This is a genomic window from Stenotrophomonas sp. PvP093 (assembly GCF_017876915.1).
Lineage (GTDB): Bacteria > Pseudomonadota > Gammaproteobacteria > Xanthomonadales > Xanthomonadaceae > Stenotrophomonas > Stenotrophomonas muris.
Genome location: NZ_JAGIOX010000004.1, coordinates 3,244,668 through 3,269,848 on the forward strand (window position 1 = coordinate 3,244,668; position 25,181 = coordinate 3,269,848).

Annotated in this window: 22 protein-coding genes; 18 read left to right on the plus strand and 4 right to left on the minus strand. The window is 67.2% G+C overall.

What is annotated here, in order from left to right; genetic code table 11:
- Positions 1-35: 35 nt before the first annotated feature.
- From pyrH to J3A72_RS17765, 15 genes are all read left to right on the plus strand, one after another.
- Positions 36-764: a UMP kinase gene (gene pyrH / locus J3A72_RS17695; RefSeq protein WP_075075661.1), complete on the plus strand. Its 729-nt coding sequence runs from the start codon at positions 36-38 to the stop codon at positions 762-764.
- Positions 765-860: 96 nt separating this feature from the next.
- Positions 861-1,415, plus strand: a complete 555-nt coding sequence (frr, locus tag J3A72_RS17700) for a ribosome recycling factor (protein ID WP_014646499.1) — start codon at positions 861-863, stop codon at positions 1,413-1,415.
- Positions 1,416-1,420: 5 nt separating this feature from the next.
- Complete coding sequence (gene uppS, locus J3A72_RS17705) at positions 1,421-2,188, plus strand: polyprenyl diphosphate synthase (RefSeq protein WP_075075660.1); 768 nt, start codon at positions 1,421-1,423, stop codon at positions 2,186-2,188.
- Positions 2,185-3,021: a phosphatidate cytidylyltransferase gene (locus J3A72_RS17710; protein WP_014646497.1), complete on the plus strand. Its 837-nt coding sequence runs from the start codon at positions 2,185-2,187 to the stop codon at positions 3,019-3,021. The genes uppS and J3A72_RS17710 overlap by 4 nt, the downstream gene beginning before the upstream one ends.
- Positions 3,022-3,023: 2 nt before the next feature.
- Positions 3,024-4,214, plus strand: a complete 1,191-nt coding sequence (locus J3A72_RS17715; RefSeq protein ID WP_049403801.1) for a 1-deoxy-D-xylulose-5-phosphate reductoisomerase — start codon at positions 3,024-3,026, stop codon at positions 4,212-4,214.
- 55 nt (positions 4,215-4,269) lie between these two features.
- The gene (gene rseP / locus J3A72_RS17720; protein WP_014646495.1) at positions 4,270-5,628 is read left to right on the plus strand and encodes an RIP metalloprotease RseP; all 1,359 of its coding nucleotides are present in this window, start codon (positions 4,270-4,272) and stop codon (positions 5,626-5,628) included.
- A 74-nt stretch (positions 5,629-5,702) separates the two neighbouring features.
- Positions 5,703-8,066: an outer membrane protein assembly factor BamA gene (gene bamA / locus J3A72_RS17725; protein ID WP_032956838.1), complete on the plus strand. Its 2,364-nt coding sequence runs from the start codon at positions 5,703-5,705 to the stop codon at positions 8,064-8,066.
- Between the two features lie 381 nt (positions 8,067-8,447).
- The gene (gene lpxD, locus J3A72_RS17730; protein ID WP_014646493.1) at positions 8,448-9,470 is read left to right on the plus strand and encodes a UDP-3-O-(3-hydroxymyristoyl)glucosamine N-acyltransferase; all 1,023 of its coding nucleotides are present in this window, start codon (positions 8,448-8,450) and stop codon (positions 9,468-9,470) included.
- Positions 9,467-9,925, plus strand: coding sequence for a 3-hydroxyacyl-ACP dehydratase FabZ (fabZ, locus tag J3A72_RS17735; RefSeq protein WP_005415845.1), 459 nt, complete (start codon positions 9,467-9,469; stop codon positions 9,923-9,925). The genes lpxD and fabZ overlap by 4 nt, the downstream gene beginning before the upstream one ends.
- Before the next feature lie 16 nt (positions 9,926-9,941).
- A complete protein-coding gene (lpxA, locus tag J3A72_RS17740) occupies positions 9,942-10,733 on the plus strand; it encodes an acyl-ACP--UDP-N-acetylglucosamine O-acyltransferase (protein WP_014646492.1) in 792 nt (263 codons plus the stop codon).
- Between the two features lie 53 nt (positions 10,734-10,786).
- Positions 10,787-11,989 carry a lipid-A-disaccharide synthase gene (gene lpxB, locus J3A72_RS17745; RefSeq protein WP_134967132.1) on the plus strand — a complete coding sequence of 401 codons (1,203 nt, stop codon included), beginning with the start codon at positions 10,787-10,789 and terminating at the stop codon, positions 11,987-11,989.
- On the plus strand, positions 11,986-12,645 hold the full coding sequence (locus J3A72_RS17750; protein WP_014646490.1) for a ribonuclease HII: 660 nt from the start codon (positions 11,986-11,988) through the stop codon (positions 12,643-12,645). Before lpxB ends, J3A72_RS17750 begins: the two co-directional genes overlap by 4 nt.
- A 237-nt stretch (positions 12,646-12,882) precedes the next feature.
- Positions 12,883-16,473 (plus strand): DNA polymerase III subunit alpha, encoded by a 3,591-nt coding sequence (gene dnaE, locus J3A72_RS17755; RefSeq protein WP_014646489.1) that lies wholly within the window; start codon positions 12,883-12,885, stop codon positions 16,471-16,473.
- Positions 16,474-16,537: 64 nt separating this feature from the next.
- Complete coding sequence (locus J3A72_RS17760) at positions 16,538-17,407, plus strand: hypothetical protein (protein WP_075075659.1); 870 nt, start codon at positions 16,538-16,540, stop codon at positions 17,405-17,407.
- 113 nt (positions 17,408-17,520) lie between these two features.
- Positions 17,521-18,480 (plus strand): acetyl-CoA carboxylase carboxyltransferase subunit alpha, encoded by a 960-nt coding sequence (locus J3A72_RS17765; protein ID WP_014646487.1) that lies wholly within the window; start codon positions 17,521-17,523, stop codon positions 18,478-18,480.
- A gap of 139 nt (positions 18,481-18,619) precedes the next feature.
- Here J3A72_RS17765 and J3A72_RS17770 read toward each other — a convergent pair whose 3' ends face one another.
- Complete coding sequence (locus tag J3A72_RS17770) at positions 18,620-19,075, minus strand: CopD family protein (RefSeq protein ID WP_014646486.1); 456 nt, start codon at positions 19,073-19,075, stop codon at positions 18,620-18,622.
- 149 nt (positions 19,076-19,224) lie between these two features.
- On the opposite strand from J3A72_RS17770, the gene J3A72_RS17775 reads away from it, so the two are divergent.
- Both J3A72_RS17775 and phaZ read left to right on the plus strand, forming a co-directional pair.
- Complete coding sequence (locus J3A72_RS17775) at positions 19,225-19,815, plus strand: class I SAM-dependent methyltransferase (RefSeq protein ID WP_014646485.1); 591 nt, start codon at positions 19,225-19,227, stop codon at positions 19,813-19,815.
- Positions 19,816-19,908: 93 nt separating this feature from the next.
- Positions 19,909-21,216, plus strand: coding sequence for a polyhydroxyalkanoate depolymerase (phaZ, locus tag J3A72_RS17780; protein ID WP_075075658.1), 1,308 nt, complete (start codon positions 19,909-19,911; stop codon positions 21,214-21,216).
- 110 nt (positions 21,217-21,326) lie between these two features.
- On the opposite strand, the gene J3A72_RS17785 is transcribed toward phaZ, so the two are convergent.
- Both J3A72_RS17785 and J3A72_RS17790 read right to left on the minus strand, forming a co-directional pair.
- Positions 21,327-22,316, minus strand: a complete 990-nt coding sequence (locus J3A72_RS17785; protein WP_075075657.1) for a sensor domain-containing protein — start codon at positions 22,314-22,316, stop codon at positions 21,327-21,329.
- Positions 22,313-22,678, minus strand: a complete 366-nt coding sequence (locus tag J3A72_RS17790; RefSeq protein ID WP_046429709.1) for a PadR family transcriptional regulator — start codon at positions 22,676-22,678, stop codon at positions 22,313-22,315. The genes J3A72_RS17785 and J3A72_RS17790 overlap by 4 nt, the downstream gene beginning before the upstream one ends.
- A gap of 136 nt (positions 22,679-22,814) precedes the next feature.
- Here J3A72_RS17790 and J3A72_RS17795 point away from each other — a divergent pair, with 136 nt between their 5' ends.
- Positions 22,815-23,717 (plus strand): peptidylprolyl isomerase, encoded by a 903-nt coding sequence (locus tag J3A72_RS17795; protein WP_075075656.1) that lies wholly within the window; start codon positions 22,815-22,817, stop codon positions 23,715-23,717.
- Between the two features lie 588 nt (positions 23,718-24,305).
- Here the strand turns inward: J3A72_RS17795 and J3A72_RS17800 are convergent.
- Positions 24,306-25,178 carry a DMT family transporter gene (locus tag J3A72_RS17800; RefSeq protein WP_014646481.1) on the minus strand — a complete coding sequence of 291 codons (873 nt, stop codon included), beginning with the start codon at positions 25,176-25,178 and terminating at the stop codon, positions 24,306-24,308.
- Positions 25,179-25,181: the final 3 nt, after the last annotated feature.

The following is a 25,181-nucleotide window of genomic DNA, read 5'->3' on the forward strand; positions in this document are numbered from 1 at the left end:
GAATCGCCCGCGATTTCCACGCACCCGAGGTCCTCATGTCCAAGCTCGCCTATCGCCGCATCCTTCTGAAACTGTCCGGGGAGGCGCTGATGGGAGACGAGGACTACGGCATCGACCCGAAGGTCATCAATCGCCTGGCCCGCGAGGTCATCGAAGCCCAGCAGGCCGGTGCCGAAGTGGCGCTGGTGATCGGCGGCGGCAACATCTTCCGCGGCGCCGGCCTGGCCGCCGGCGGCATGGATCGGGTCACCGGCGACCAGATGGGCATGCTGGCCACGGTCATCAACGCCCTGGCCATGCAGGATGCCCTCGAGAAGCTGGGCGCCAAGGCCCGCGTGATGAGCGCGATCAAGATCAACGACGTGTGCGAGGACTACATCCGCCGCCGCGCCATCCGCCACCTGGAAAAGGGCCGCCTGGTGATCTTCGCCGCCGGCGTCGGCAGCCCGTTCTTCACCACCGATTCCGGCGCCGCCCTGCGCGCGATCGAGATCGGCGCCGATCTGCTGCTGAAGGCCACCAAGGTCGATGGCGTGTACGACAAGGACCCGAACAAGCACAACGATGCGGTCCGCTTCGACAGCCTGAGCTACGACGAAGTGATCCGCCGCGGCCTGGAAGTGATGGACACGGCGGCCTTCGCATTGGCCCGCGACAGCGACCTGCCGATGCGCGTGTTCGACATGGGCCAGCCGGGCGAGCTGCTGAAGATCCTCAACGGCGCGAACATCGGCACCCTGGTCCAGGGCCGCGACCCGGCCTGAGCCTGAGCGCGAGGCGGCGATCGGGCCGATTCAGGCCCGGCAGCGTCCCGTATTCGCCTATAATCGCCCGATTCCAGATACATCCAGGACCGGGCGATGCTCAACGACATCAAGAACAACGCGCAGACGCGCATGGCCAAGAGCATCGACGCTCTGAAGCACACCCTCACCTCCATCCGGACCGGGCGTGCCACGCCTGCCCTGCTGGACCGCGTGACGGTCAGTGCCTATGGCAACGCCAGCACCCCGCTGAACCAGGTTGCCTCGATCTCCAACGCCGACGCGCACTCGCTGCTGGTCACGCCGTTCGACAAGGGCATGATCAAGGAGATCGAAAAGGGGCTCTACAACGCCGAGTTCACCCCGAACACCCTCGGCACCGCGATCCGCATCAACATGCCGCCGCCGACCGAAGAGCGCCGCAAGGAGCTGGCCAAGCAGGTGCAGAAGGAAGGTGAAGGCGCCAAGATCGCGATCCGCAACATCCGTCAGGACGCGAACAAGGAAATCGCCAAGCTGGTCAAGGACAAGGCGATCAGCGAAGACGAGAAGAAGCGCGGCGAAGACGACATCCAGAAGCTGACCGACGCCAACATCAAGGACGTCGACAAGGTCGTCGCCGACAAGGAAAAAGAACTGCTGTCGGTCTGAAGTCGATGCCTTCAGCCCCGCCTCCGTTACCGGCCGCCCTGCCCCGCCACATTGCCATCATCATGGATGGCAATGGGCGCTGGGCACAGCAGCGCCGTCGCCCCCGCGTGATCGGCCACCGTGCCGGCGCGCGCGCGGTCAACCGCACCATCGAGCGCTGCCTTGAACTGGGCATTCCGGCGCTGACCCTGTTCGCCTTCTCCAGCGAGAACTGGGGCCGGCCGCAGGAGGAAGTGGATGCGTTGATGAAGCTGTTCCTCGGCGCGCTCGACCGCGAGGTGGACGAGCTGCACCGGCGCGGCGTGCGCGTACGCTTCATCGGCGAACGCGAGCGCTTCGGTGCCGGGCTGGTCAGCCGCATGCAGCTGGCCGAACAGCGCACCGCCGACAACACCACCCTGACCCTGTCGATCGCGGCCAGCTATGGCGGCCGCCAGGACATCGCCCGCGCCGCGCGCGCCCTGGCCGTCGAAGTGGCGGCCGGTCGCCTGTTGCCCGAGCAGATCGACGAATCGCTGCTGGACAGCCAGGTCGCCCTTGCCGACCTGCCGCCGCCGGACCTGTTCATCCGCACCGGCGGCGACACCCGCATCAGCAACTTCCTGCTGTGGCAGCTGGCCTACACCGAGCTGTGGTTCACCGAGGCCCTGTGGCCGGACTTCGATGCCGGGCAGCTGCAGCAGGCGCTGGACGCCTATGCCGGCCGCGAGCGTCGTTTCGGCCTGACCAGCGCCCAGATTGCCGCACTGGCCACCGAGACTTCCAGCCCATGACCAAGACCCGAGTCCTCGCCGCGCTGATCATGGCGCCGGTTGCCATTGCGGCGATCCTGCTGCTGCCCACGCAATGGCTGGCCGCCGCCGCCGCTGCGGTGCTGCTGATCGGCCTGTGGGAATGGCTGAAGCTGGCCGGTATCGAAGACACCCTGGCACGCACCGTACTTCTGGTGCTGAACCTGCTGCTGATGGTGCTGCTGGTCTGGGCCGATGGCAGTACGCTGGTGCTGTTCCAGATAACCACGCTGGCCGGCGTTGCCTGGTGGCTGGCCGCGCTGGTCTGGCTGCGCTTCTTCAATTTCGGTGCACAGCCGTCGGCGCCCTCGCGCATCCTGAAGATGCTGGCCGGCACGCTTGCCATCGTGCCCGCCTGGGCCGCGCTGGTGCTGATCCATGCCGGTGGCGATCCGCCGGGCAAGCAGGGCCACCTGTGGCTGCTGGCTGCACTGGCACTGGTGTGGGCGGCCGACTCGGGCGCCTACTTCGCCGGCCGCCATTTCGGCAAGCACAAGCTGGCCCCGCGGATCAGCCCCAACAAGACCTGGGAAGGCCTGTTCGGCGGCCTGTTGGCCGGTGTCGCCGTGGCCGTCGGCCTGGGCTGGCTGGCCGGGATCGATACCGCACACCTGCCGGGCCTGCTGATCACCGCGGTCGTGGCCGTGTTCGCCTCGGTGCTGGGTGACCTGTTCGAGAGCCTCATCAAGCGCCACGCGGGCGCCAAGGATTCGGGCCACCTGATCCCGGGCCATGGCGGCGTGCTCGACCGGGTCGACGGCGTCCTCGCCGCCGTCCCGGTGTTCGCGCTGGGCAAGGAAATCTTCGGGTTCTGACCATGAATGCTGCTGCAGACCTGCGCCGGGTCGCCGTATTCGGCGCCACCGGCTCGATCGGTGCCTCCACGCTGGACGTGATCGCCCGCCACCCGCAGCGCTACCAGGCGACCGTGCTCGCCGCCGGACGCCAGGTGCAGGGGCTGCTGGCGTTGTGCCGCCAGCACAAGCCCGCGCACGCGGTGATCGCCGACGAATCGCTGTTCGCCGAACTGCGTGACGGCCTGCGCGACGCCGGACTGGCCACCGAAGCCCATGCCGGCCATGCCGCGCTGGACCAGCTGGCCGCCAGCGACGCCTGCGATACCGTGGTCGCGGCCATCGTCGGCGCTGCCGGCCTGTCCTCGACCCTGGCCGCGGCCGCCGCCGGCAAGCGCATCCTGCTGGCCAACAAGGAATCGCTGGTGCTGGCCGGCGAACTGCTGACCCGTACCGCCGAACGTGCCGGCGCCGAAATCATCCCGATCGACAGCGAACACAGCGCGATCTTCCAGTGCCTGCGCTCGCGCGACGCCAGCGTCGACGGCGCCGGCGTGCGCCGGATCCTGCTGACCGCCTCCGGCGGCCCGTTCCGTGGCCGCAGCCGCGCCGAACTGGCCCAGGTCACCCCGGCCCAGGCCGTTGCCCACCCGAAGTGGTCGATGGGACCGAAGATCTCGGTCGATTCGGCGACGTTGATGAACAAGGGCCTGGAAGTCATCGAGGCCCACCACCTGTTCGGCGTGCCCGGTGAACGCATCGAAGTGCTGGTGCACCCGCAGAGCCTGGTCCATTCGCTGGTCGAGTTCGTCGACGGCTCGACCCTGGCGCAGATGGGCCTGCCGGACATGCGCACCACCCTCGCCGTTGGCCTGGGCTGGCCACAGCGCATCGAATCGGGCGTGGCCGGGCTGGACCTGCTGGCCCAGGGCCGTCTGGATTTCGAGGCCCCGGACACCGACGCCTTCCCCTGCCTGGCCCTGGCCTGGCAGGCCATGCAGGCCGGCGGCACCGCACCGGCGGTGCTGAATGCTGCCAACGAGGAGGCGGTTTCAGCGTTTCTTCAGGGCCGGATCGGTTTCCTGACGATCCCGGCGCTGGTTGCTAACGCTCTTTCAACACTGCCGACGCAAGCAGCCGATACACTGGAGGTCCTGTTGTCCGCCGACCAGCGGGCACGCCAGCTCACCCTGAACGCCATCGACGCCGCCTGAACGACCGCCTCGCCCAGCATGACGCCGCCGCCCCTGCCCGCCACTGTGAGCCTGCATGACTGACTTCATCGGATCGGTCTGGTGGATGATTGTCAGCCTCGGGCTGCTGGTCACGTTCCACGAGTTCGGGCATTACTGGGTCGGGCGCCTGTGCGGGGTCAAGATCCTGCGTTTCTCGGTCGGCTTCGGCCGGCCGCTGTGGTCGCGCCGCGACCGGCATGGTACCGAGTTCGCCATCGCCGCCATTCCGCTGGGTGGCTACGTGAAGTTCCTCGACGAACGCGAGGTCGAAGTCCACCCGCACGAGCGCGGCCAGGCCTTCAACCACAAGACCGTCTGGCAGCGCATCGCGATCGTTGCCGCCGGCCCGATCGCCAACCTGCTGCTGTGCATCCTCCTGCTGTGGGCGATGTTCGTGATCGGCAAGCAGGATTACTCGCCCACCGTCGGCCGCGTCAGCGGCATCGCCGCCAGTGCCGGCCTGGCCAGCGGCGACCGCGTGCTGCGCGTGGACGACCGCCAGGTGGTCACCCTCGGCGAGGCCAGCATGGCACTGACCGCGGCCGCGATGGACCGCCGCGACGTGAAGCTGGAAGTGCTGGATACGGCCGACCAGGTGCGCACGCGCACCCTGCCGCTGTCGCAGCTGCCGGCGGGTTTCGATGAGCGGCGGGTGCCGATCCTGGCTGGCATGTACTGGCAGTCGTGGCTGCAGCCCGCGCTGGTCGAGTCGCTCACCGCGGACTCCGTGGTGGCCGGGCAACTGCAGCCGGGCGACCTGATCGTGGCCATTGACGGCCAGCGCATCGACGGCGCCGACCAGGTGATCGGCGAGATCCAGGCGCTGGGCCGTGCCGGTGGCCCGGGCATGATCGAGGTCCTGCGTGGCGGCGAGCGCCTGGCGCTGGAAGTGACGCCACGCAAGGGCCAGGACGCCAAGGGCGGCCCCACGTGGCAGATCGGCGTTCAGTTCCCGACCAAGTTCAGCCCCCCCTACGACACCCTCCTGCGCTACGGCCCCCTGGACTCGGTCACCGTCGCGGTACGCGAAACCGGCCGCCTGGCGGCCGACTCGCTGGGCATGATGGGCCGCATCGTCACCGGCAAGGCCTCGCTGCAGAACGTTTCCGGGCCGGTCACCATCGCCCGCGTGGCCAATGTCTCGGCCAAGCGCGGCCTCGACTGGTTCCTGCAGTTCCTTGCCCTGCTGTCCCTCAGCCTGTGCATCATCAACCTGCTGCCGATCCCGATCTTGGACGGCGGCCACCTGCTGTATTACCTTATCGAGTTGGTCAAGGGCAGCCCGCTGAGCGAGCGTGCCATCGCCGCCGGCCAATACATCGGCCTGGCGTTGCTGGCCGGGCTGATGGGGTTGGCGTTCTACAACGACATCCTCGGCCTGGTCCCGCGATGAACTTTTCCATGTTGTTGCCGTCTACAGCGTCGGCATCCCGCACCAATGAAATCGACCTTCCTACCGGACGTGACATGACGCGACTCCCCAATCGCCGCCTGCTGGCCCTCGCCCTCGCCGCCGTCACCGGCGCTCCCGCCCTGGCCCAGGCAGCCGAGCCCTTCACTGTCAGCGACATCCGCGTCGATGGCCTGCAGCGCATCAGCTCGGGCACGGTATTCACCTACCTGCCGGTGGAACGTGGCGAGACGGTCACCGACAACAAGGTCGGCGAGACGATCCGCGCCCTGTACAAGACCGGCTTCTTCGAAGACGTGCAGCTGGACCGCCAGGGCACGATCCTGGTGGTGACCGTCAAGGAACGTCCGGCGATCAACAAGCTGACCGTGACCGGCAACAAGGACATCAAGTCCGACCAGCTGCTCAAGGGCCTGTCCGACATCGGCCTGACCGAGGGCGGCACCTTCGATCGCCTGAGCCTGGACCGCGTGACCCAGGAACTGCGCCGCCAGTACAACGACCGTGGCAAATACAACGTCGACATCACCCCGACGGTGAGCCCGCTGGACCGCAACCGCGTGGACATCGCCATCGCCATCAAGGAAGGCAAGGCGGCCAAGATCCGCCACGTCAACCTGGTAGGCACCGAAAAGTTCGAGAGCAAGGACATCCTGGAGACCTGGGAGTCCAAGGAGCACAACTGGGCGTCGTGGTACCGCCGTGACGACCAGTACTCCAAGGAAAAGCTGTCCGGTGACCTGGAAAAGCTCAACTCCTGGTACCTGGACCGCGGCTACGTCGATTTCAGCATCGATTCCACCCAGGTCTCGATCAGCCCCGACAAGCGCGACATGTTCCTGACTGCGGGCGTGACCGAGGGTGCGCAGTACAAGATCTCCGAGATCAAGGTCAGCGGCGACACCATCCTCCCGCAGGAGGACGTCGAGCGCATGGTGATCCAGAAGTCCGGCGACACGTTCTCGCGTGCCCTGCTGGAATTCAGCTCGGACACCATCACCAATTCGCTGTCCAACATCGGCTACGCGTTCGCCAAGGTGAACCCGATCCCGACCACCAACCGCGCCGAGCAGACCGTCGCCATCAACATGCAGGTCGTGCCCGGCCCGCGCGTTTCGGTGCGCCGCATCCTGTTCCGTGGCAATACCCGCACCTCCGATGAGGTGATGCGCCGCGAAATGCGCCAGTTCGAGAACAGCTGGTACTCGCAGGCCGCGATCGACCGCTCCAAGATCCGCCTGCAGCGCCTGGGCTACTTCGAATCGGTGGAAGTGGAGACCCCGGCCGTCAGCGGCAGCAACGACCAGGTCGACGTCGTCTACAACGTCAAGGAAACCACCTCGGGCAGCTTCGTGTTCGGCCTGGGCTACTCGCAGTCCTACGGCATGACCACCTCGGTGCAGCTGTCGCAGAACAACTTCCTTGGCGGCGGCAACCGCGTGTCGGTCGAAGCCTCGCGCAGCAGCTACCTGCAGCGCTACGGCTTCAGCTACACCAACCCGTACTTCACCGATGACGGCGTGTCGCTGGGCTATAACCTGTCCTGGCGCGAACTGGACTACTCCGACTTCAATACCGCGCAGTACAACAGCACCAATGGTTCGGCGCAGGTGGTGTTCGGCGTGCCGCTGACCGAGACCGATACCGTCTCGCTGATGTTCGGCATCGACAGCAACCAGATCACCACCTACCAGGGCTCGACCCCGCAGTCGATCATCGACTACATCAACGCGGTCGGTAAGCGCACCTTCCACGCCTGGCGCACCGAGCTGGGCTGGGCGCGCGACTCGCGCAACGACTACTTCATGCCGACCCGCGGCACCTACCAGCGCATCGGCCTGGAAACCACGCTGCCGGGTTCGACCATCGAGTACTACAAGCTGAACTACCAGATCAGCAAGTACTGGCCGATCATGCCGTCGCTGGTGATCAACACCCGCGCGGAAATCGGCTACGGCGATGCCTACGGCAACGACTACACCCGTACGCTGACCAATCCGGATGGCACCACCCGCACCGTCACCGCCAGCGGCCTGCCGTTCTTCGAGAACTTCTACGCCGGTGGCACCAACTCGGTGCGCGGCTTCGAGGACAACACCCTCGGCCCGCGCGAAGTCACCACCGGTTATCCGGAAGGCCAGCCGCTGGGTGGTTCGCTGAAGACCGTCGGTTCGGTCGAAGCCTACTTCCCGCGCCTGTTCGACAGCCCGTCGGCACGCGTGTCGGCCTTCGTCGACTTCGGCAACGTCTACAACGGCACCCAGAACTTCAAGGCCAACGAGCTGCGCGTGTCCACCGGCGTGGCCCTGCTGTGGCGCGCCCCGGTCGGCCCGATCTCGATCAGCTACGCCTTCCCGCTGAAGAAGGAAGACGATGACAAGATCGAGCGTCTGCAATTCACGTTCGGTGGCCAGTTCTGAGGAACGTTGTTCCCCAGAACTGATCCACCTCCGGTGAATTGCCCGCGCATTTCACCTATCCCCCGCGCCGCTGGCGCGCCCCCCTTAACAAAGGGGGGCTCTCCACCAGACGGGGTGCGAAGCGCCGGGCTCTGCCCGGCGTTTTCGTTTTGCAGATGACACTGCACGGCACGGGCTTTTGGCCGCGCTCGCGGGAAATTGTCCAGAGGCGGCGGGTGGCCCTGGACAGGACCGTTGGCGCCATGGATGGCGCCATCGAGCACCATGGAGGGGGTTTTGCGTGTCCTGGCCAGGGCCACCCGCCGCCTCCCGCCCGTACCAGGCAGGCGCCAAGCCTTGCCCCCGCATGACCGAAATGGCGCCACACGTTAAACTCCCGCCGTGAATACTCCCACCTACACCGCCCAGCAACTCGCCGAGCAGTTCGGCCTGCAGGTCCATGGCGACCCCGCCACCGCCATCCATGGCGTGGCCACCCTCGCCCATGCCGGCCCTGGCCAGCTGACCTTCCTTGCCAACCCGCGCTACCGCGCCCAGCTGGCCGACAGCCAGGCCTCGCTGGTGGTCCTGCGTGCCGACGACGCCGAGGCCGCCCCGGGCACTGCGCTCGTCGCCAAGGACCCGTACACCGCGTTCGCCAAGATCGCCGCGCTGTTCGACATCGCGCCGACCCGCCCGCCGGGCATCCACCCCAGCGCCGTCATCGACCCCAGCGCCCAGGTGGCCGCCAGCGCCCATATCGGCCCGTTCGTTTCGGTCGGTGCGCGCAGCGTGGTCGGCGAGAACTGCATCATCGGCACCGGCAGCGTGATCGGCGAGGACTGCAGCCTGGATGCCGGCTGTGAACTGATCGCCCGCGTGACCCTGGTCACCCGGGTCACGCTGGGCAAGCGCGTGCGCGTGCATCCCGGTGCCGTGCTCGGCGCCGACGGTTTCGGCCTGGCGATGGACGCTGGCAAGTGGATCAAGGTGCCGCAGCTCGGCGGCGTCCGCATCGGCGACGATTGCGAGATCGGCGCCAATACCTGCGTCGACCGCGGCGCGCTGGAAGACACCGTGCTGGACGAGGATGTGCGCCTGGACAACCTGGTGCAGATCGCCCACAACGTGCAGATCGGCGCGCATTCGGCCATCGCCGGCTGCACCGGCATCGCCGGCAGCGCCAAGATCGGCCGCTACTGCCTGCTTGGCGGCCACGTTGGCGTGGTCGGCCACCTCGAAATCTGTGACAAGGTCGTGATCACCGGCAAGTCGGTGGTCCGCAACTCCATCCATGAGCCAGGCGAGTACTCGTCCGGCACCCCGTTGACCGACAACCGCACGTGGCGCAAGAACGCCGCGCGCTTCAAGCAGCTGGACGCATTGGCTCGCCGCGTCCTGGCTGCTGGCAAGGAGAAAGAATGAACGATTCGCTGCAGCTTCCGATCGATGTCTGCCAGATCCAGGAACTGCTTCCGCACCGCTACCCGTTCCTGCTGGTGGACCGGGTGCTTGAACTCGACGTCGAGGCCAAGCGCATCCTGGCGCAGAAGAACGTCAGCATCAACGAGCCGTTCTTCCAGGGCCACTTCCCGGGCCGCCCGATCATGCCCGGCGTGCTGATCATCGAAGCGCTGGCGCAGGCCGGCGGCGTCATGACCCAGCTCACGCTCGGCCGCGATGCGCAGTCCAAGCTGTTCTACATGGTCAAGGTGGAAAACGCCCGCTTCAACAAGCAGGTCGTGCCCGGCGACGTGCTGATGCTGGACGTGCAGATGAAGCGCCTGATCCGCAACATGGGCTGGTACTACGGCGAAGCCAAGGTCAACGGCGAAGTCGTCGCGTCGGCCGAGGTCATGTGCGCCGGCGCCAAGGGCTGATCCACTGGAGGCAGCAATGACTGACAACGCACCGCGGATCCACCCCACCGCCGTCATCGATCCGGCCGCGCGCCTGGCCGACGATGTGCAGGTGGGCGCCTTCACCCTGATCGGCCCCGATGTTGAAATCGGCGCCGGCACGGTGGTGGGCCCCCATTGCAGCATCCACGGCCCGACCCGGATCGGCCGCGACAACCGCTTCGTCGGTCATGCCGCGATCGGTGGCGAGCCGCAGGACAAGAAGTTCGCCGGTGAGCGCACCGAACTGGTGATCGGCGACCGCAACGTGTTCCGCGAGTTCGTCACGCTCAACCGTGGCACCGGCGGCGGCGGCGGCATCACCACCATCGGCAACGACAACTGGATGCTGGCCTACACGCACGTGGCGCACGACTGCCATGTCGGCAATTTCTGCGTGTTCTCCAACAACACCACCCTGGCCGGCCACGTGACCGTGGGCGACTACGTGATCATCAGCGGCTTCGCCGGTGCCCACCAGTTCTGCCGCATCGGTGCGCATGCCTTCCTCGGCATGGGCGCGCTGACCAATGGCGATGTACCGCCGTTCACCATGGTCGGTACCGATTCGCTGGGCCGCCCGCGCGGCATCAACAGCGAAGGCCTGAAGCGCCGCGGCTTCGACGCCGACCGCATCTCGGCCATCAAGCGTGCCTACCGCACGCTGTACGTGGCCGGCCTGCCGTTGGCCGAAGCCAAGCAGCAGCTGACCGAACAGGCGCGTGACAGCAATGACGTGAAGGCCATGCTGGACTTCATCGAGCACGCCGAGAGGCCCTTGCTGCGATGAGCAGCACGACCGGCCAGGCGGCGGCCGGCGCCGCGGTGATTCCGTTGGCCTCGATGGCCGGCAGCGTTCCCGCACAGCGGGTGCTCAGCGAGCGCCCGTTGCGGATCGCGCTGGTTGCCGGCGAAGCGTCCGGCGACCTGCTCGGTGCGGGCCTGGTGCGTGAACTGAAGGCGCGCTTCCCGAATGCCGAGTTCGCCGGCATTGGCGGCGATGCCATGCGCAGCGCCGGCTGCCAGACCTGGCACGATGCCAGCGAGCTGGCGGTGATGGGCCTGACCGAAGTGCTGCGCCACCTGCCGCGGCTGCTCAAGCTGCGCTCGGCGTTCCGCCAGCGCGCCCTGGAATGGCAGCCGGACGTGTTCATCGGCATCGACGCACCCGACTTCAACCTGGGCATCGAGCGCTGGCTGAAGCAACGCGGCGTGCGCACCGTGCATTACGTCAGTCCCTCGGTCTGGGCCTGGCGCGAGAAGCGCGCCGAGAAGATCGGCAGCAGCGCGGACCTGGTGCTGTGCCTGTTCCCGATGGAACCGCCGATCTATGCAAGGCACGGCATCGACGCACGCTTCGTCGGCCACCCGATGGCCGATGACATTCCGCTGCAGGGCAACCGCGAGGAAGCCCGTGCCGCGCTCGGGCTGCCGACCTCGGCCAAGGTGCTGGCGGTGTTGCCGGGCAGCCGCCTGGGCGAGATCTCACGCCTGGGCGAACCCTTCTTCGAAGCCGCCTGGCAGGTCTCTGAACGCATTCCGGGCCTGCATGTGGTGGTGCCTGCCGCCAACCCGGCCTGCCGGCAGCTGATCGAAGAACAGCTGTCGCGCTCGGCGTTGCCGGTGGCCTACTCGCACGTGCTGGATGGCCAGGCGCGCAACGCGATGATCGCCGCCGACGTGGTGGTGCTGGCCTCCGGCACCGCGACCCTGGAAGCCATGCTGGTGAAGCGGCCGATGGTCGTCGGTTACCGCGTCAACGAACTGACCTATCGCCTGGTCAAGGCGCTGGGCCTGATCAAGGTCGACCGCTTCGCCCTGCCCAACATCCTGGCCGGCCAGGACCTGGCGCCGGAGCTGATGCAGCACGACTGCACGCCGGACAGGCTGGCCGCGGCCATCCAGCAATGGTTCGACCACCCGCAGCGGGTGATCGACCTGCAGGACACGTACGTGCGGCTGCACGAGCGCCTGCGCCGCAATGCTTCGGCGCGTGCCGCCGATGCCGTCGGCGAACTGCTGATGCGCGACCAGGCGCAGGCATGAGCCGCCGTCACGCCGCAGCGGCCAGCCTGGCCCTGTTCGACGGCGCGACGGTGGTCGAGCCGGAACGCCTGGTCGCTGGCGTCGACGAGGCCGGACGTGGCCCGCTGGCCGGGCCGGTGGCGGTGGCGGCGGTGGTATTCGATCCGTCACGGCCACGCATCAACGGCCTGGACGATTCCAAGCAGTTGACGGCGGCCCGCCGCGAACAGCTGCATGACCGCATCATCGAGCGTGCCCTGGCCTGGCACGTGGTGCTGGTGGACGTGGACACCATCGACCGCCTGAACATCTACCAGGCCACCCTGCAGGGCATGCGTGACGTCGTTGCAGCGGTTGCCCATGTGGCCGGCTTCGCCCGCATCGATGGCAACGTGGTGCCCAAGGGCCTGGTGCTGCCGGCGCAGGCGCTGGTCGGCGGCGATGGCATCGACCGCGCGATCATGGCCGCCTCGATCCTGGCCAAGGTCTCGCGCGACCGTTACATGCAGGACGTGCATACCCGCCACCCGCAGTACGGCTTCGAACAGCACAAGGGCTATGGCACCCCGGCCCACCTGGCCGCCCTGCGCGAGCACGGCCCCTGCATGGAACACCGGCGCAGCTTCGCCCCGGTGCGTGAGTGCCTGGGCCTGACGCAGGCGGCGGCCATCGCCTGAGCCTGCTGGAGTTGTAGAGCCGAGCCCATGCTCGGCTGCTGTGGACAGCCGAGCATGGGCTCGGCTCTACAGAAGGCGGCCTCCCGCACGCCTGAATCCGGCGCCACGCCGTGCCCCTGTCAAGCCTTGTGGCAACCCCCTGCCCTCGCTACCCTGACCGGGCATTCCAGCGCTTCCCGACCCCGGCGACGATCGTCCGTCAGCACCCGGGGCCCGCGCGCTCCAACCTGGTCCGGCATGTCCAACTCCCGCTTCGTACATCTCCACGTCCACACCGAGTTCTCGCTGGCGGACTCCACCATCCGTGTGCCGGCCAAACCGGACCAGGCGGACCCGAAGAAGGCCAAGCAGGCCAACCTGCTGTCGCGCTCGGTCGAACTCGGCCTGCCCGCGCTGGCGGTGACCGACCTCAACAACCTGTTCGCCCTGGTCAAGTTCTACAAGGCCGCCGAAGGCGTGGGCATCAAGCCGATCGCCGGTGCCGACGTGCTGATCGCCGAGGAAGGCCAGGACCCGTGGCGGATGACCCTGCTGTGCCGCGACCGCGAGGGTTACCTGAGCCTGTCGCGGCTGCTGACCCGCGCCTGGATGGAAGGCCATCGCCCCGAGGGCGGCGTGGCCGTGCACCCGGACTGGCTGAAGGCCGGCAACGCCAACCTGTTCGCATTGGCCGGGCGGCAGAGCCTGGCCGGGCGCCTGGCGCTGGACGGCAAGCATGAACTGGCCGAGCAGCAGCTGGCCGACTGGCAGCGCGTGTTCGGCGATGGCCTGCACCTGGAGCTGACCCGCACCGGCCGCGAGGGCGAGGAAACCTTCAACCAGTTCGCGCTGATGGCCGCCGGCCAGCGTGGCCTGCCGGTGGTGGCCAGCAACGACGTGCGCTTCCTGTCGCCCTCGGACTTCAGCGCGCACGAAGCGCGCGTGTGCATTTCCACCGGCCGCGTGCTGGACGACCCCAAGCGCCCGCGCGAATACAGCGACCAGCAGTACCTGAAGTCGGCCGAGGAGATGTGCGCGCTGTTCGCCGACATCCCCGATGCGATCGACAACACGCTGGCGCTGGCCGAGCGCTGCAACATCGAGATGCGGCTGGGCACCTACTTCCTGCCCAACTACCCGGTGCCGGACGACGAGACGCTGGACACCTGGATCCAGAAGATGTCGCGCGATGGCCTGGAAGAGCGCCTGGAGAAGAATCCGCTGGCGCCGGGCAAGACCCGCGAAGAGTATTTCGAGCGCCTGGAATTCGAGCTCAACACCATCATCAAGATGGGCTTCCCGGGCTACTTCCTGATCGTGGCCGACTTCATCCAGTGGGGCAAGAACCAGGGTATTCCGATCGGCCCCGGCCGTGGTTCGGGTGCCGGTTCGCTGGTGGCGTGGGCGCTGAAGATCACCGATCTGGACCCGCTGCCGTACAACCTGCTGTTCGAGCGCTTCCTGAACCCGGAACGCGTGTCGATGCCCGACTTCGACATCGACTTCTGCATGGACCGCCGCGACGAGGTGATCGACTACGTCGCCCGCAAGTACGGGCGCGAGCGCGTCAGCCAGATCATCACCTACGGCACCATGGCCGCCAAGGCGGTGGTGCGCGACTCCGGCCGCGTGCTCGGCTTCCCGTACGGCCTGGTCGACGGCGTCTCCAAGCTGATCCCGAACATTCTGGGCATCCACCTGAAAGATGCGCTGGGCAAGGGCAAGGAAGGCCCGAGCTCTGAGATGGCGTCGGCCGAACTGATCCAGCGCTACGAGACCGAGGACGATGTCCGCGACCTGATCGACCTGGCGCTGCAGCTGGAAGACCTGACCCGCAACGCCGGCAAGCACGCCGGTGGCGTGGTGATCGGGCCCGAGCCGCTGAGCGAGTTCTGCCCGCTGTACGCCGAACACGACGAGAACGGCCTCGGCAAGAACCCGGTCACCCAGTTCGACAAGAACGACGTGGAAGAAGTGGGCCTGGTGAAGTTCGACTTCCTGGGCCTGCGCACGCTGACCATCATCGACTGGGCGGTGAAGGCGATCAACAAGCGCCATGAGCGCGCCGGCATCCCGCCGGTGGACATCGCCGCGATCCCGCTGGACGACACGCCCACCTACAGGGACATCTTCGCCAACGGCAACACCGGCGCGGTGTTCCAGTTCGAATCCTCCGGCATGCGCCGCCTGCTGAAGGATGCGCGCCCCGACCGTTTCGAAGACCTGATCGCGCTGGTGTCGCTGTATCGCCCCGGCCCGATGGACCTGATTCCCTCCTTCAATGCGCGCAAGCACGGGCAGGAAGAGATCATCTATCCCGATCCGCGCACCGAAGCCATCCTGAAGGACACCTACGGCATCATGGTGTACCAGGAGCAGGTCATGCAGATGGCGCAGATCGTCGGCGGCTACTCGCTGGGCGGCGCCGACCTGCTGCGCCGCGCGATGGGCAAGAAGGTGCCGGCCGAAATGGCCAAGCACCGCGAGATCTTCCGCGAAGGTGCAGCCAAGGGCGGCGTCGATGGCCCCAAGGCCGACGAAATCTTCGACCTGATGGAGAAGTTCGCCGGCTACGGCTTCAACAAGTCGCACGCCGCTGCCTACGCGCTGGTCAGTTACCAGACCGCCTGGCTGAAACGCCATTACCCGGCTGAGTTCATGGCGGCCACGCTGTCGTCCGATCTGGACAACACCGACAAAGTGGTCGGCTTCCTCGACGAGGTGCGCAACCTCGGCCTGACCGTGCTGCCGCCCAAGGTGAACCAGTCGGCCTTCATGTTCGAAGCGGTGACGCCGGACACCATCCAGTACGGCCTCGGGGCGATCAAGGGCGTCGGCCAGGGTGCCTGCGAGGCGGTGGTCGAGGAGCGGCTGAAGGGCGGCCCGTTCAAGGACCTGCTCGACTTCTGCACGCGCGTTGGTTCGGCCAAGCTCAACAGGCGCACGCTGGAAGCGATGATCAACTGTGGTGCGTTGGACGAGCTCGGCCGCAACCGTGCCTCGCTGATGCTGCAGCTGCCGGAGGTGATCAAGGCTACCGACCAGATGGCCCGCGAGCGGGCTTCGGGACAGAACTCGCTGTTCGGTGGCCCGGACCCGAGCGCGACCACGATCCAGCTGGACCTGCCCGAAGCCGAGGAGTGGCCGCTGCTGCAGCGCCTGAACGGCGAGCGCGACACGCTGGGCTTCTATCTCAGTGGCCACCCGTTCGATCCCTGGCGCGACGATGTGCGCGACCTGGTCGGCAATGACCTGGGTTCGGTGGAGAAGATCTGGAGCGCCAACAGCGGTGGTGGCGGCGGCGGCGAGAAACGCTGGCGCCCGGAAGTGCAGACGGTGCTGGCCGGCCAGGTGGTCGGCGTGCGCCGCAAGGGCGAAAGCCAGATCTTCATCCAGCTTGAGGACGGACGTGGCCGCGTCGAGTGCAGCGCGTTCTCCGACGCGATGGCCGAGTTCGGCCACCTGATGACCAAGGACCGCATCCTGGTGGTCAAGGGCGGCCTGCGCGAGGACGAGTTCAACGGCGGCTTCGCGCTGCGCATCCGCCAGTGCTGGGACTTCGATGAGGTCTGCGCCAACTACGCCACGCGGCTGTCGCTGCGCCTGGACCTGCGCCAGCAGCGCCCGGTCTGGGAGCGCATCGATGCGCTGCTCGACCGCCATCGCCCGGGACGGACGCCACTGCGCCTGGACCTGCTGCTGAAGGGGCCGCACGGCGGCGTCGCCGGCATGCTCGATGTGTCCGGGCAGAGCGCGGTACGCATCGATTCCAAGCTGATGGAGGCGCTGCGCGCCGACCCGGCCGTGCGCACGCTGAAGGTGCGCTACAGCCCGCCATGGGCCAGCTGAGGCTGGCTCCCTCGCTGTCCTGTCTCCCCTGTTTCCCCGTTCCAAGTATCAAGGACGATTGCCGATGAAGACCCTGCTGTTCCCGTTCGCTGCCGCACTGGCCCTGGCCGCCTGCTCCCCGTCGAAGATCGAGTTCCAGATCGACAACCCGACCGACACGCCGCTGGCGTTGAGCATCGACGGCCAGGACCTGCCGGTGGCCGCACAGGGCTCGCGCCCGGTCTCGCTCGCTGTCGGCGAGCATCGCCTGCATACCGACAAGTTCGGTGATGTGCGCTTCATCGTCTACGTCGACGGTCGTGGCGGGCTGATCAATCCGACCCTCAGCGAGTACGTGATCGCCCGCGAGATCTACGTCACCGACGAGAGCAAGGTGAAGAACTTCGGCGTCGGCAACAGCGGTATCCAGCTCGGCGGCGTCGACTTCGAAGGCCCGTTCGAGAAGCGCCACGACCTGTTCATCGACAAGACCTGGACCTACGGCGTGCGCGAACCCTTCCCCAAGGAAAAGGTGGTGGCCCACGTTGATTCCAGCGGCGGCCAGATCGTGGCCAAGGTGTTCACCGCTCCCGACTTCATCGCTTACGTGGAAGAAGGCATGGGCGAGCCCGGCGCGTTCAAGCGCGAACAGCCAGGTGGCTACGTGGCCCCGGCCTACAGCCTGGAACCGGCCCCGGCCAGCCTGCCGGCGCTGGTGCCGGCCTTCGAGGCCCACGCCGCGCCCCTGCGCGAGGTCTATGCGCGCTGGCTGAAGGCCACCACCGCCGATGAACAGAAGGCCCTGCGCAAGCAGGATTTCGCCGCGCAGATGGCCTTCACCTCGGCCACTGCCACCCTGGGCAGCGGCCTTGGCCGGGAAGCCAACGAGGCCTACAACGACTTCGTCTCCCAGCGCAGCCAGTTGATGGGCCGCAGCGCCCTGGTGGTGCCCTGAGCTGACTGGCGCCCCCTGCCCGGCTGCGCTACCGTCGCCTTCCAGACGAAGGCGTACGGGTGGTTTGCACGCATTCGGCTAGAATTCCCCCCTTCTTTACACGACGGCTTCCGATGAATCCGAACTACCTCGACTTCGAGCAACCCATCGCCGACCTGGAAGCCAAGATCCAGGAGCTGCGCAACGCCAGTGCCGGGCCGGCGGTCAATGTCGAGGCGGAAGTGCACGCGCTGCAGGACAAGCTGCGCATGCGCACCGCGCAGATCTTCCGCAACCTGACCTCGTGGCAGGTGCTGCAGCTGGCCCGCCACCCGTCGCGCCCGTACACCGCCGACTACCTCCGCGTCATGTTCGATGAGTTCCAGGAGCTGGCCGGTGACCGCGCCTTCGCCGACGACAAGGCGATCATGGGCGGCCTGGCCCGCATCAATGGCCGCGCGGTAATGGTGATCGGCCACCAGAAGGGCCGCGACACCAAGGAAAAGATCAAGCGCAACTTCGGCATGCCCAAGCCGGAGGGTTACCGCAAGGCACTGCGCCTGATGAAGATGGCCGAGCGCTTCGGCCTGCCGGTGCTGACCCTGATCGACACCGCCGGCGCCTGGCCGGGCATCGACGCCGAGTCGCGCGGCCAGTCCGAAGCGATCGCGCGCAACCTGATCGAGATGGCCGAGCTGAAGGTGCCGATCATCTGCACCGTGATCGGTGAAGGCGGCTCCGGCGGTGCGTTGGCACTGGGTGTGGGCGACCGCACCGTGATGCTGGAATACGCGGTGTACTCGACCATCACCCCGGAAGGCTGCGCCTCGATCCTGTGGAAGGACGCGGGCAAGGCCAAGGAAGCGGCCGAACAGCTGGGCCTGACCGCGCCGCGCCTGAAGAGCCTGGGCCTGGTCGACAAGGTCGTGCGCGAGCCGACCGGTGGCGCCCACCGCAACCCGACGCAGATGGCCAAGCGCCTGAAGGCCGTGCTGCTGAACGAACTGGACGCGCTGGACAAGCTGTCCACCGAACAGCTGCTGGAACAGCGCTACACGCGCCTGCGCAGTTACGGCACGTACGAAGCAGCCTAAGCCCGGTAGTGCCGGCCGCTGGCCGGCAACACGAGGTGATTGCAGAAATGAAAGAGCCGGGCATTTGCCCGGCTCCTTCGTTTGCGCCCTGACAGCATCCACGCATGGCGTGGATCTACCGGACGCAGGTGACCCCGCCTCAGAACGGCTTGGCCAGCACCAGCCACACGATCGGAATGAACGCCAGCAGCGGGATCTCGTTGATCCAGCGCAGCGCGCGCGACGACGGCAGCGCCCGGCCCTTGGCCACGCCCTTGAGCAGGCGGCCGGTCCAGCCGAAGTACACCAGCAGCACCACCACCAGCCCCAGCTTGGCGTGCAGCCAGCCGGCAGCTCCCGGCGCCACCATGGTCGGGAAATCGGGGATGACCTTGTAGCCCAGCCACAGCACCAGGCCGAGCAGGAACGCCAGGCCGAACATCGAGTGGCCGAAGCGGTACAGGCGCAGGCCCATCAGCTGCAGGCGCTCGGTCACCGCCGGCTGGCCCGCGGTCTCGGCCAGGTTCACCAGGATGCGCGGCAGGTAGAACACCGTGGCCATCCACGCCACCACGAACACGATGTGGAAGGTCTTGACCCAGTAGTAGCTCTGCATGCGCTCGCTCCGGCGGCTGGCGTAGGTTGGCGGCCATTCTCGCATGCCGTGGCGAAGCCGCCGCAGGCACGCCCGCCGCGACACATCGACGCATGGCGCGCCGCAACACCGTACGATAGGCGCCGTTTTAGCCGATCGCGCACTGCCCCATGGACAAGACCTACGACGCCGCCTACTTCCAACGCTGGTACCGCCGTGCCGACATCGGCGGCAGCGCCCGCCTGGCGCGCAAGGTGGCGTTGGCCGTGGCCAGCGCCGAGTACTACCTGGAGCGGCCGATCCGCAGCGTGCTGGATATCGGCTGCGGTGAAGGCGCCTGGCGCGCGCCGCTGCTGAAGCTGCGTCCGAAGGTCGAATATCTCGGCTTCGACAGCAGCGAGTACGCTGTGCGCCGCTACGGCAGGACCCGCAACCTGCACCTGGCCCGCTTCGGCGACTTCGCCTGGCTGCGGCCCTGTGCCCCGGTTGACCTGCTGGTGTGTTCGGACGTGATGCACTACGTGCCCGACCGCGAGCTGCGTGCAGGACTGGCCGGCGTGGCCGAGCTGACCGGCGGCGTGGCCTTCCTGGAGACCTTCGCCGCCGAGGACGCGTTCGAAGGCGACCACGACGGCTTCCAGGCCCGACCGGCGCGCTGGTACCGCCGCACGCTGGCCCGCCAGGGCCTGCAGCCGGTAGGGTCGCACTGCTGGCTCGGCCCCGCCCTGGCGGGCGATGCGGCCGCGCTGGAACGGATGTGAATCCGGATTCATTATTTTCAGCCGACTTAACCTGCGGGACACCCGGATGGGATATGCTGCGCGGCAACATATGACCATACATATTCGGTCGTCATGCTCTATCAACTGCACGAACTGACCCGCAACCTGCTCGCCCCCTGGGTGCACCAGGCCCAGGCCAACGCCAGGTTCTTCGCCAACCAGGGCCACTGGTGGTCGCAGATGCCCGGCGCTGATCGCCTGGCGGCGGTCAATGAACTCTTCCACCGCATCGGCAAGGATTACGAGAAGCCCGAGTGGGGCATCAACGAAATCGACGTCGATGGCGAGCGCGTGCCGATCGTCGTGCACGAGGAAGTGAGCAAGCCGTTCTGCAAGCTGCTGCGCTTCAAGCGCCACAGCAATGAAGCCGACCAGCTGCACACCATGCTCAACCAGCCGTTCGTGCTGGTGGTGGCGCCGCTGTCCGGCCACCACGCCACGCTGCTGCGCGACACCGTGCGCACGCTGCTGCGCGACCACCGCGTGTACGTCACCGACTGGGTCGACGCGCGCATGGTGCCGGCCAGCGAAGGCGAGTTCGGGCTGGATGACTACATCGCCTACATCCAGGAGTTCATCCGCCACCTCGGCGTCGAACGCCTGCACGTGGTGAGCGTGTGCCAGCCGACCGTACCGGTGCTGGCCGCGGTTTCACTGATGGCCAGCCGTGGTGAACCGACGCCGCGCACGCTGGTGATGATGGGGGGCCCGATCGATGCGCGCTGCAGCCCGACCGCAGTGAACAACCTGGCCACGCAGAACCCGCTGTCGTGGTTCGAGAACAACGTGATCCACACCGTGCCGGCCAGCTATCCGGGTGCCGGCCGTCGCGTGTACCCGGGCTTCCTGCAGCACGCCGGCTTCCTGTCGATGAACCCGAGCCGCCACTTCAGCTCGCACTGGGATTTCTACACCGACCTGGTCAAGGGCGACCTGGAAGACGCCGACGCGCACCGTCGTTTCTACGACGAGTACAACGCGGTGCTGGACATGCCGGCCAAGTACTACCTCGATACCATCCGCGTGGTGTTCCAGGACTTCCTGCTGCCCCGTGGCGAGTGGGTGGTCAACGGCGAGAAGGTCGATCCGTCGGCGATCCGCGATACCGCGCTGCTGAGCATCGAAGGCGAGCTGGACGACATCGCCGGCCTTGGTCAGACCGAAGCCGCGCAGGCGCTGTGCACCGGCATCACTGCGGACCGCCGTGAGCATTTCATCGTCGAAGGTGCCGGCCACTACGGCATCTTCAGCGGCCGTCGCTGGCGCGAGGTGGTGTACCCGAAGGTGCGCGACTTCTTCGCCGCGCATGCCCAAGCCCCGGCGGCGAAGGCCGCGAAGAAGAAGAGCAACGTCACCCCGTTGCGGCGCAAGGCGGGGTAATGCCCCGCCCGGGGTCGGATCCCTTTCCAACGGAAAGGGCTCTGACCCCAGCATGATGGGATCCGGGGTCAGAGCCCTGTTCTGCGAACAGGGATCCGACCCCTGGCCTGTTACAGCCGCACCAGCAGGTTCTTGGCAATCAGCCCATGCAGCTTGCCGATGCCGCGTGCCAGGTGCATCGTCAGCACCAGCAGCAGTGCGCCCGCCGCAGCAACCGCGATCGCCACCAGCGGCGAGGCCGCCATCGGCAGCACATTCACGTCGTTGATGTACACGCCGGGGATGTCACCACTGAAGATCGCCGCGACCGGCGCCCAGATCAGGCTCAGCGACAGCGACAGCAGCGTCACCGCGATGGTGAAGTAGATCACGCCCAGCGGCAGCATCAGCACGAAGTACAACAGCGTCAGCCAGGTACGGCCATCGGTGAACATGTCGCCGATGCGCTGCAGCCAGGTGCGGCTGCGGTCGGTGTAACGCGGGCGGCGCGGCATGCGCTCGCCCAGCAGCGCTTCCACCAGCCGTCCTTCCAGCAGCGCCAGCCCGCGCACCGAGCCGAAGAACAGCACGGTCAGCGGAATGCCGATGATCAGGATCAGCAGGCCCAGCGACAATGACAGGCCGGTCACCACCCAGGTGAAGAAGAAGATGCCGGTGGCCAGCGACAGCAGCATGTAGAACAGCGCACCGTAGGTGTGCGGATCGGTCACCACGCCGAAGAAGCGCGCCAGCAGCGAACGCTGCACCGGCGCCTGCGGCGGTGAGGCCGGCTCGACGCCACTGGCTTCCGCCGCTGCACGCAGCACCGGCGCGGTATCCGCACGCGGCGTACGCAGCGCGCGGTTCACCGTCACTTCGGTCTCGCGGTAGATCTCGGCCACTTCATCCGGCGCGCCATAGCTGCCGGCAACGTCGGCGATCACCTCGGCCTCGCTGCGGCCGGGCTGCGCCGCCAGCTCCGAGCGCAGGTATTCCTCGGCGTCGTACAGCGCGTCCTGCACCATCGCCGGATCGGCACCTTCCAGCGCCGCGCGCAGCTGCGCCAGGTACTGCGGGATGGTCGTAGGCAGGGCGCGGCCTGCCAGGCTCGGGTCGTTCATTGCGGTACCCCCTCCAACACGGAATCGACGGAATCGCGGGTGGCCTGCCAGGCCTGGCGCCACTGCGCCAGCACCTCGCGGCCACGTTCGTTGATGCGGTAGTAGCGCCGCGGCGGCCCGCTGCTGGAAGGTTCCACATGGCTTTCCAGCAGGCCGGCGCCCTCCAGGTTGCGCAGTACCGGGTACAGCGCACTCTGCTTGCCGCTCAGCACGCCCTCGCCCACCCGCTCCAGCTCCTTGGCAATGAGGTAGCCGTACAGCGGCGCCCCGGCCCGGGCCAGCACCGCCAGCAGGGCCAGCGACACCGTTCCGGCGCTGAGCTCCTTCTGGAACTTCTTCAGGTGGACATCGTCCTCGGACATGACCGGCCCTCCACTACGTTGAAGTCCACAGTAGTGCGAAGTTCGGTATAGCGAATGTGTCGTTAGTCACTCTCCCGGTTGGCACCGCTGCGCGGCATGCGCAGAATCGAAGCCTCGTTCATGTTCCGGGGTTCCCATGCCGCACCGCCGTTGCCTTGCCCTGACCGCCCTCGCCCTGGCCTGCCTGCTGCCCGCCCTGGCCAGCGCGGCCACGCCCTACCGCAGCCCTCAGCAGATCCTCGACGCCTCGGCGGCCAGCGACTGGCGCACCCCGGACCCGGCCAACCTGCTGTACATGGACCTGCCGGCCGGTCGGGTCATCATCGAGCTGGCACCGCAGTTCGCCCCGCGCCATGTCGCCAACATCCAGACCTTCGCCCACGAGCATTTCTGGGACGGCACCAGCATCTACCGCTCGCAGGACAACTTCGTGGTGCAGTTCGGCGATGCCGACGCCGATGACGCAGCCAAGGCCAAGCCGTTCGGCAGCGCCGCGCGCAAGTTGCCGGCCGAGTTCGAGCGCGCCAGCGCCGGCCTGAAGGTCACCGTGCTGCCGGACCGCGATGGCTGGGCCGCGCAGACCGGTTTTGTCGACGGCTTCCCGGTCGGCCAGGACCCGCAGGCCGGCAAGGCCTGGCTGGCACATTGCTACGGCATGCTGGGCGCGGGCCGCAGCAACGAGGAAGACAGCAGCATCGGTGCCGAACTGTACGTGGTGACCGGACAGTCGCCGCGCCAACTGGACCGCAACATCACCCTGGTCGGTCGCGTGCTGAAGGGCATGGAGCTGCTCAGCGCGACGCCGCGCGGGCCGGCGCCGATGGGCTTCTACACCGACCCGACACTGCGCACGCCGATCGTGTCGATCCGCCGCGCCAGCGACGTGCCGGCAGCCGAGCGCACGCCGATCCAGGTACTGCGTACCGACTCGAAGACCTTCGCCGATACGGTGGAGGCGCGGCGCAACCGCGTGGATGATTTCTACAAGCGTCCGGCCGGGCATATCGATCTGTGCAATATTCCGGTGCCGGTGCGCTGATGGTTTCCTGCGCGTGACGCGTGCTGAAGGTGCTTCACTGTTCATGGGCGTTACTTTTCTTTGTACGCAAAGAAAAGTAACCAAAAGAAACGCGCCGCCAGGTCGCGAGCCGCCGTGTTTCGCACGTCGGTCCCCTGCGCTTCTCGGTGAATCAGGGGATGGTGTGCACAAGGCTGCCGACTAGCAGTCGGCTCTACAGGACATCGGCACCTCTTCGCCCCTGATTCCCCTGCGATGCTCGGGTCGCTCAAGGCGGACCCAGTTCAAAGGCCACAGCTGCACCCAGAAGATCCACGCAATGCGTGGATGCTTTTGCTGTTGATCTTGACCTTCCAGTCCGCCTTGAGCGAGCCGAGCACCGCAGGTCTGGCGAGGGCGAAGAGGCGCGGGTGTCTGAGCGCAGCGAGTTCCCGCGCCGTCCCTCGACGGGCCGAGGAGCGCAGGGCACCGGTGCGCAACACCGGCTCGCGGCCTGGCGGCGTGTTTCTTTGGTTACTTTCTTTGCACGAGCAAAGAAAGTGACACCTCTCCGCAGGCGCGGAAAAGAGCTGCCGGGCAGCGCCCGGCACTACCAGTGCGTCGGCGCGCTCAGCCCTTCTGACTCACCGCCACGCTCCCCAGAATCAACACACCGGCAATCAACATCTGCAACGTCACCGGCTCACCCAGGAACAACCACGCAAACGCCGCACCGAACAGCGGAATCAGGTAGGTCACCGTCGACGCCCGCGACGGGCCGATACGACCGATCAGGCGGTAGAACATCAGGAACGCCAGCCCGGTGCAGGCCACGCCCAAGGCAATCGCCGCGCCCCACGCCTTCAGTGGAATCGCCGCCTGCGGCCAGTGGGTCACCGCCATCGGCAGCATCCACAGCGAGGCACACGACAGCGTTGCAGCAGCGGCCGCCGCCGAGGGCAGGCCGGTCATGTGCCGCTTCACCAGGTTCACGCCCAGACCGTACAGCAGCGAGGCCGCCGCACCAGCCAGCACTGCAGTGCCGATGCTCAGGCCCGAGACTTTGGCCGTGGCCAGTACCACCACGCCGGCGAAGCCGACCAGCAACGCGCCCGCGCGGCGCATGCCGATCTTCTCGCCGAAGAACAGGAAGGCGATCAGCGCGGCAAACAGCACGGTCATCGCATTGCAGATGGCGCCGATCGCCGCAGGGGCTCGCTCGGCCGCGTAGGCAAACAGCACGAACGGCAGCGCCGAGTTGATCAGCCCGATCGGTGCCAGCCACAGCCAGCGCCGCGGTGGGAACTGCGCGCGGGCACGCCACAGGAACGGCAGCAGCACCAGCGCGCCCAGCACCAGCCGCACCTCGACCAGCGCGAACGGACCGAACGACGGCACCGCCACCCGCATGAACAGGAACGAGCAGCCCCAGATGGCGCCCAGCAGGGTCAACTCCAGCGGTGTGCGCCAGTCGCGCTCGGCTGCCTGTGGGACCGCATTCATGCC

Bases quoted from the DNA above. Each gene is read 5' to 3' on its own strand.
- pyrH (WP_075075661.1), top strand. From the start codon at position 36: ATGTCCAAGCTCGCCTATCGCCGCATCCTTCTGAAACTGTCCGGGGAG.
- frr (WP_014646499.1), top strand. From the start codon at position 861: ATGCTCAACGACATCAAGAACAACGCGCAGACGCGCATGGCCAAGAGC.
- uppS (WP_075075660.1), top strand. From the start codon at position 1,421: ATGCCTTCAGCCCCGCCTCCGTTACCGGCCGCCCTGCCCCGCCACATT.
- J3A72_RS17710 (WP_014646497.1), top strand. From the start codon at position 2,185: ATGACCAAGACCCGAGTCCTCGCCGCGCTGATCATGGCGCCGGTTGCC.
- J3A72_RS17715 (WP_049403801.1), top strand. From the start codon at position 3,024: ATGAATGCTGCTGCAGACCTGCGCCGGGTCGCCGTATTCGGCGCCACC.
- rseP (WP_014646495.1), top strand. From the start codon at position 4,270: ATGACTGACTTCATCGGATCGGTCTGGTGGATGATTGTCAGCCTCGGG.
- bamA (WP_032956838.1), top strand. From the start codon at position 5,703: ATGACGCGACTCCCCAATCGCCGCCTGCTGGCCCTCGCCCTCGCCGCC.
- fabZ (WP_005415845.1), top strand. From the start codon at position 9,467: ATGAACGATTCGCTGCAGCTTCCGATCGATGTCTGCCAGATCCAGGAA.
- lpxA (WP_014646492.1), top strand. From the start codon at position 9,942: ATGACTGACAACGCACCGCGGATCCACCCCACCGCCGTCATCGATCCG.
- lpxB (WP_134967132.1), top strand. From the start codon at position 10,787: ATGGCCGGCAGCGTTCCCGCACAGCGGGTGCTCAGCGAGCGCCCGTTG.
- J3A72_RS17750 (WP_014646490.1), top strand. From the start codon at position 11,986: ATGAGCCGCCGTCACGCCGCAGCGGCCAGCCTGGCCCTGTTCGACGGC.
- dnaE (WP_014646489.1), top strand. From the start codon at position 12,883: ATGTCCAACTCCCGCTTCGTACATCTCCACGTCCACACCGAGTTCTCG.
- J3A72_RS17760 (WP_075075659.1), top strand. From the start codon at position 16,538: ATGAAGACCCTGCTGTTCCCGTTCGCTGCCGCACTGGCCCTGGCCGCC.
- J3A72_RS17765 (WP_014646487.1), top strand. From the start codon at position 17,521: ATGAATCCGAACTACCTCGACTTCGAGCAACCCATCGCCGACCTGGAA.
- J3A72_RS17770 (WP_014646486.1), bottom strand. From the start codon at position 19,075: ATGCAGAGCTACTACTGGGTCAAGACCTTCCACATCGTGTTCGTGGTG.
- J3A72_RS17775 (WP_014646485.1), top strand. From the start codon at position 19,225: ATGGACAAGACCTACGACGCCGCCTACTTCCAACGCTGGTACCGCCGT.
- phaZ (WP_075075658.1), top strand. From the start codon at position 19,909: ATGCTCTATCAACTGCACGAACTGACCCGCAACCTGCTCGCCCCCTGG.
- J3A72_RS17785 (WP_075075657.1), bottom strand. From the start codon at position 22,316: ATGAACGACCCGAGCCTGGCAGGCCGCGCCCTGCCTACGACCATCCCG.
- J3A72_RS17790 (WP_046429709.1), bottom strand. From the start codon at position 22,678: ATGTCCGAGGACGATGTCCACCTGAAGAAGTTCCAGAAGGAGCTCAGC.
- J3A72_RS17795 (WP_075075656.1), top strand. From the start codon at position 22,815: ATGCCGCACCGCCGTTGCCTTGCCCTGACCGCCCTCGCCCTGGCCTGC.
- J3A72_RS17800 (WP_014646481.1), bottom strand. From the start codon at position 25,178: ATGAATGCGGTCCCACAGGCAGCCGAGCGCGACTGGCGCACACCGCTG.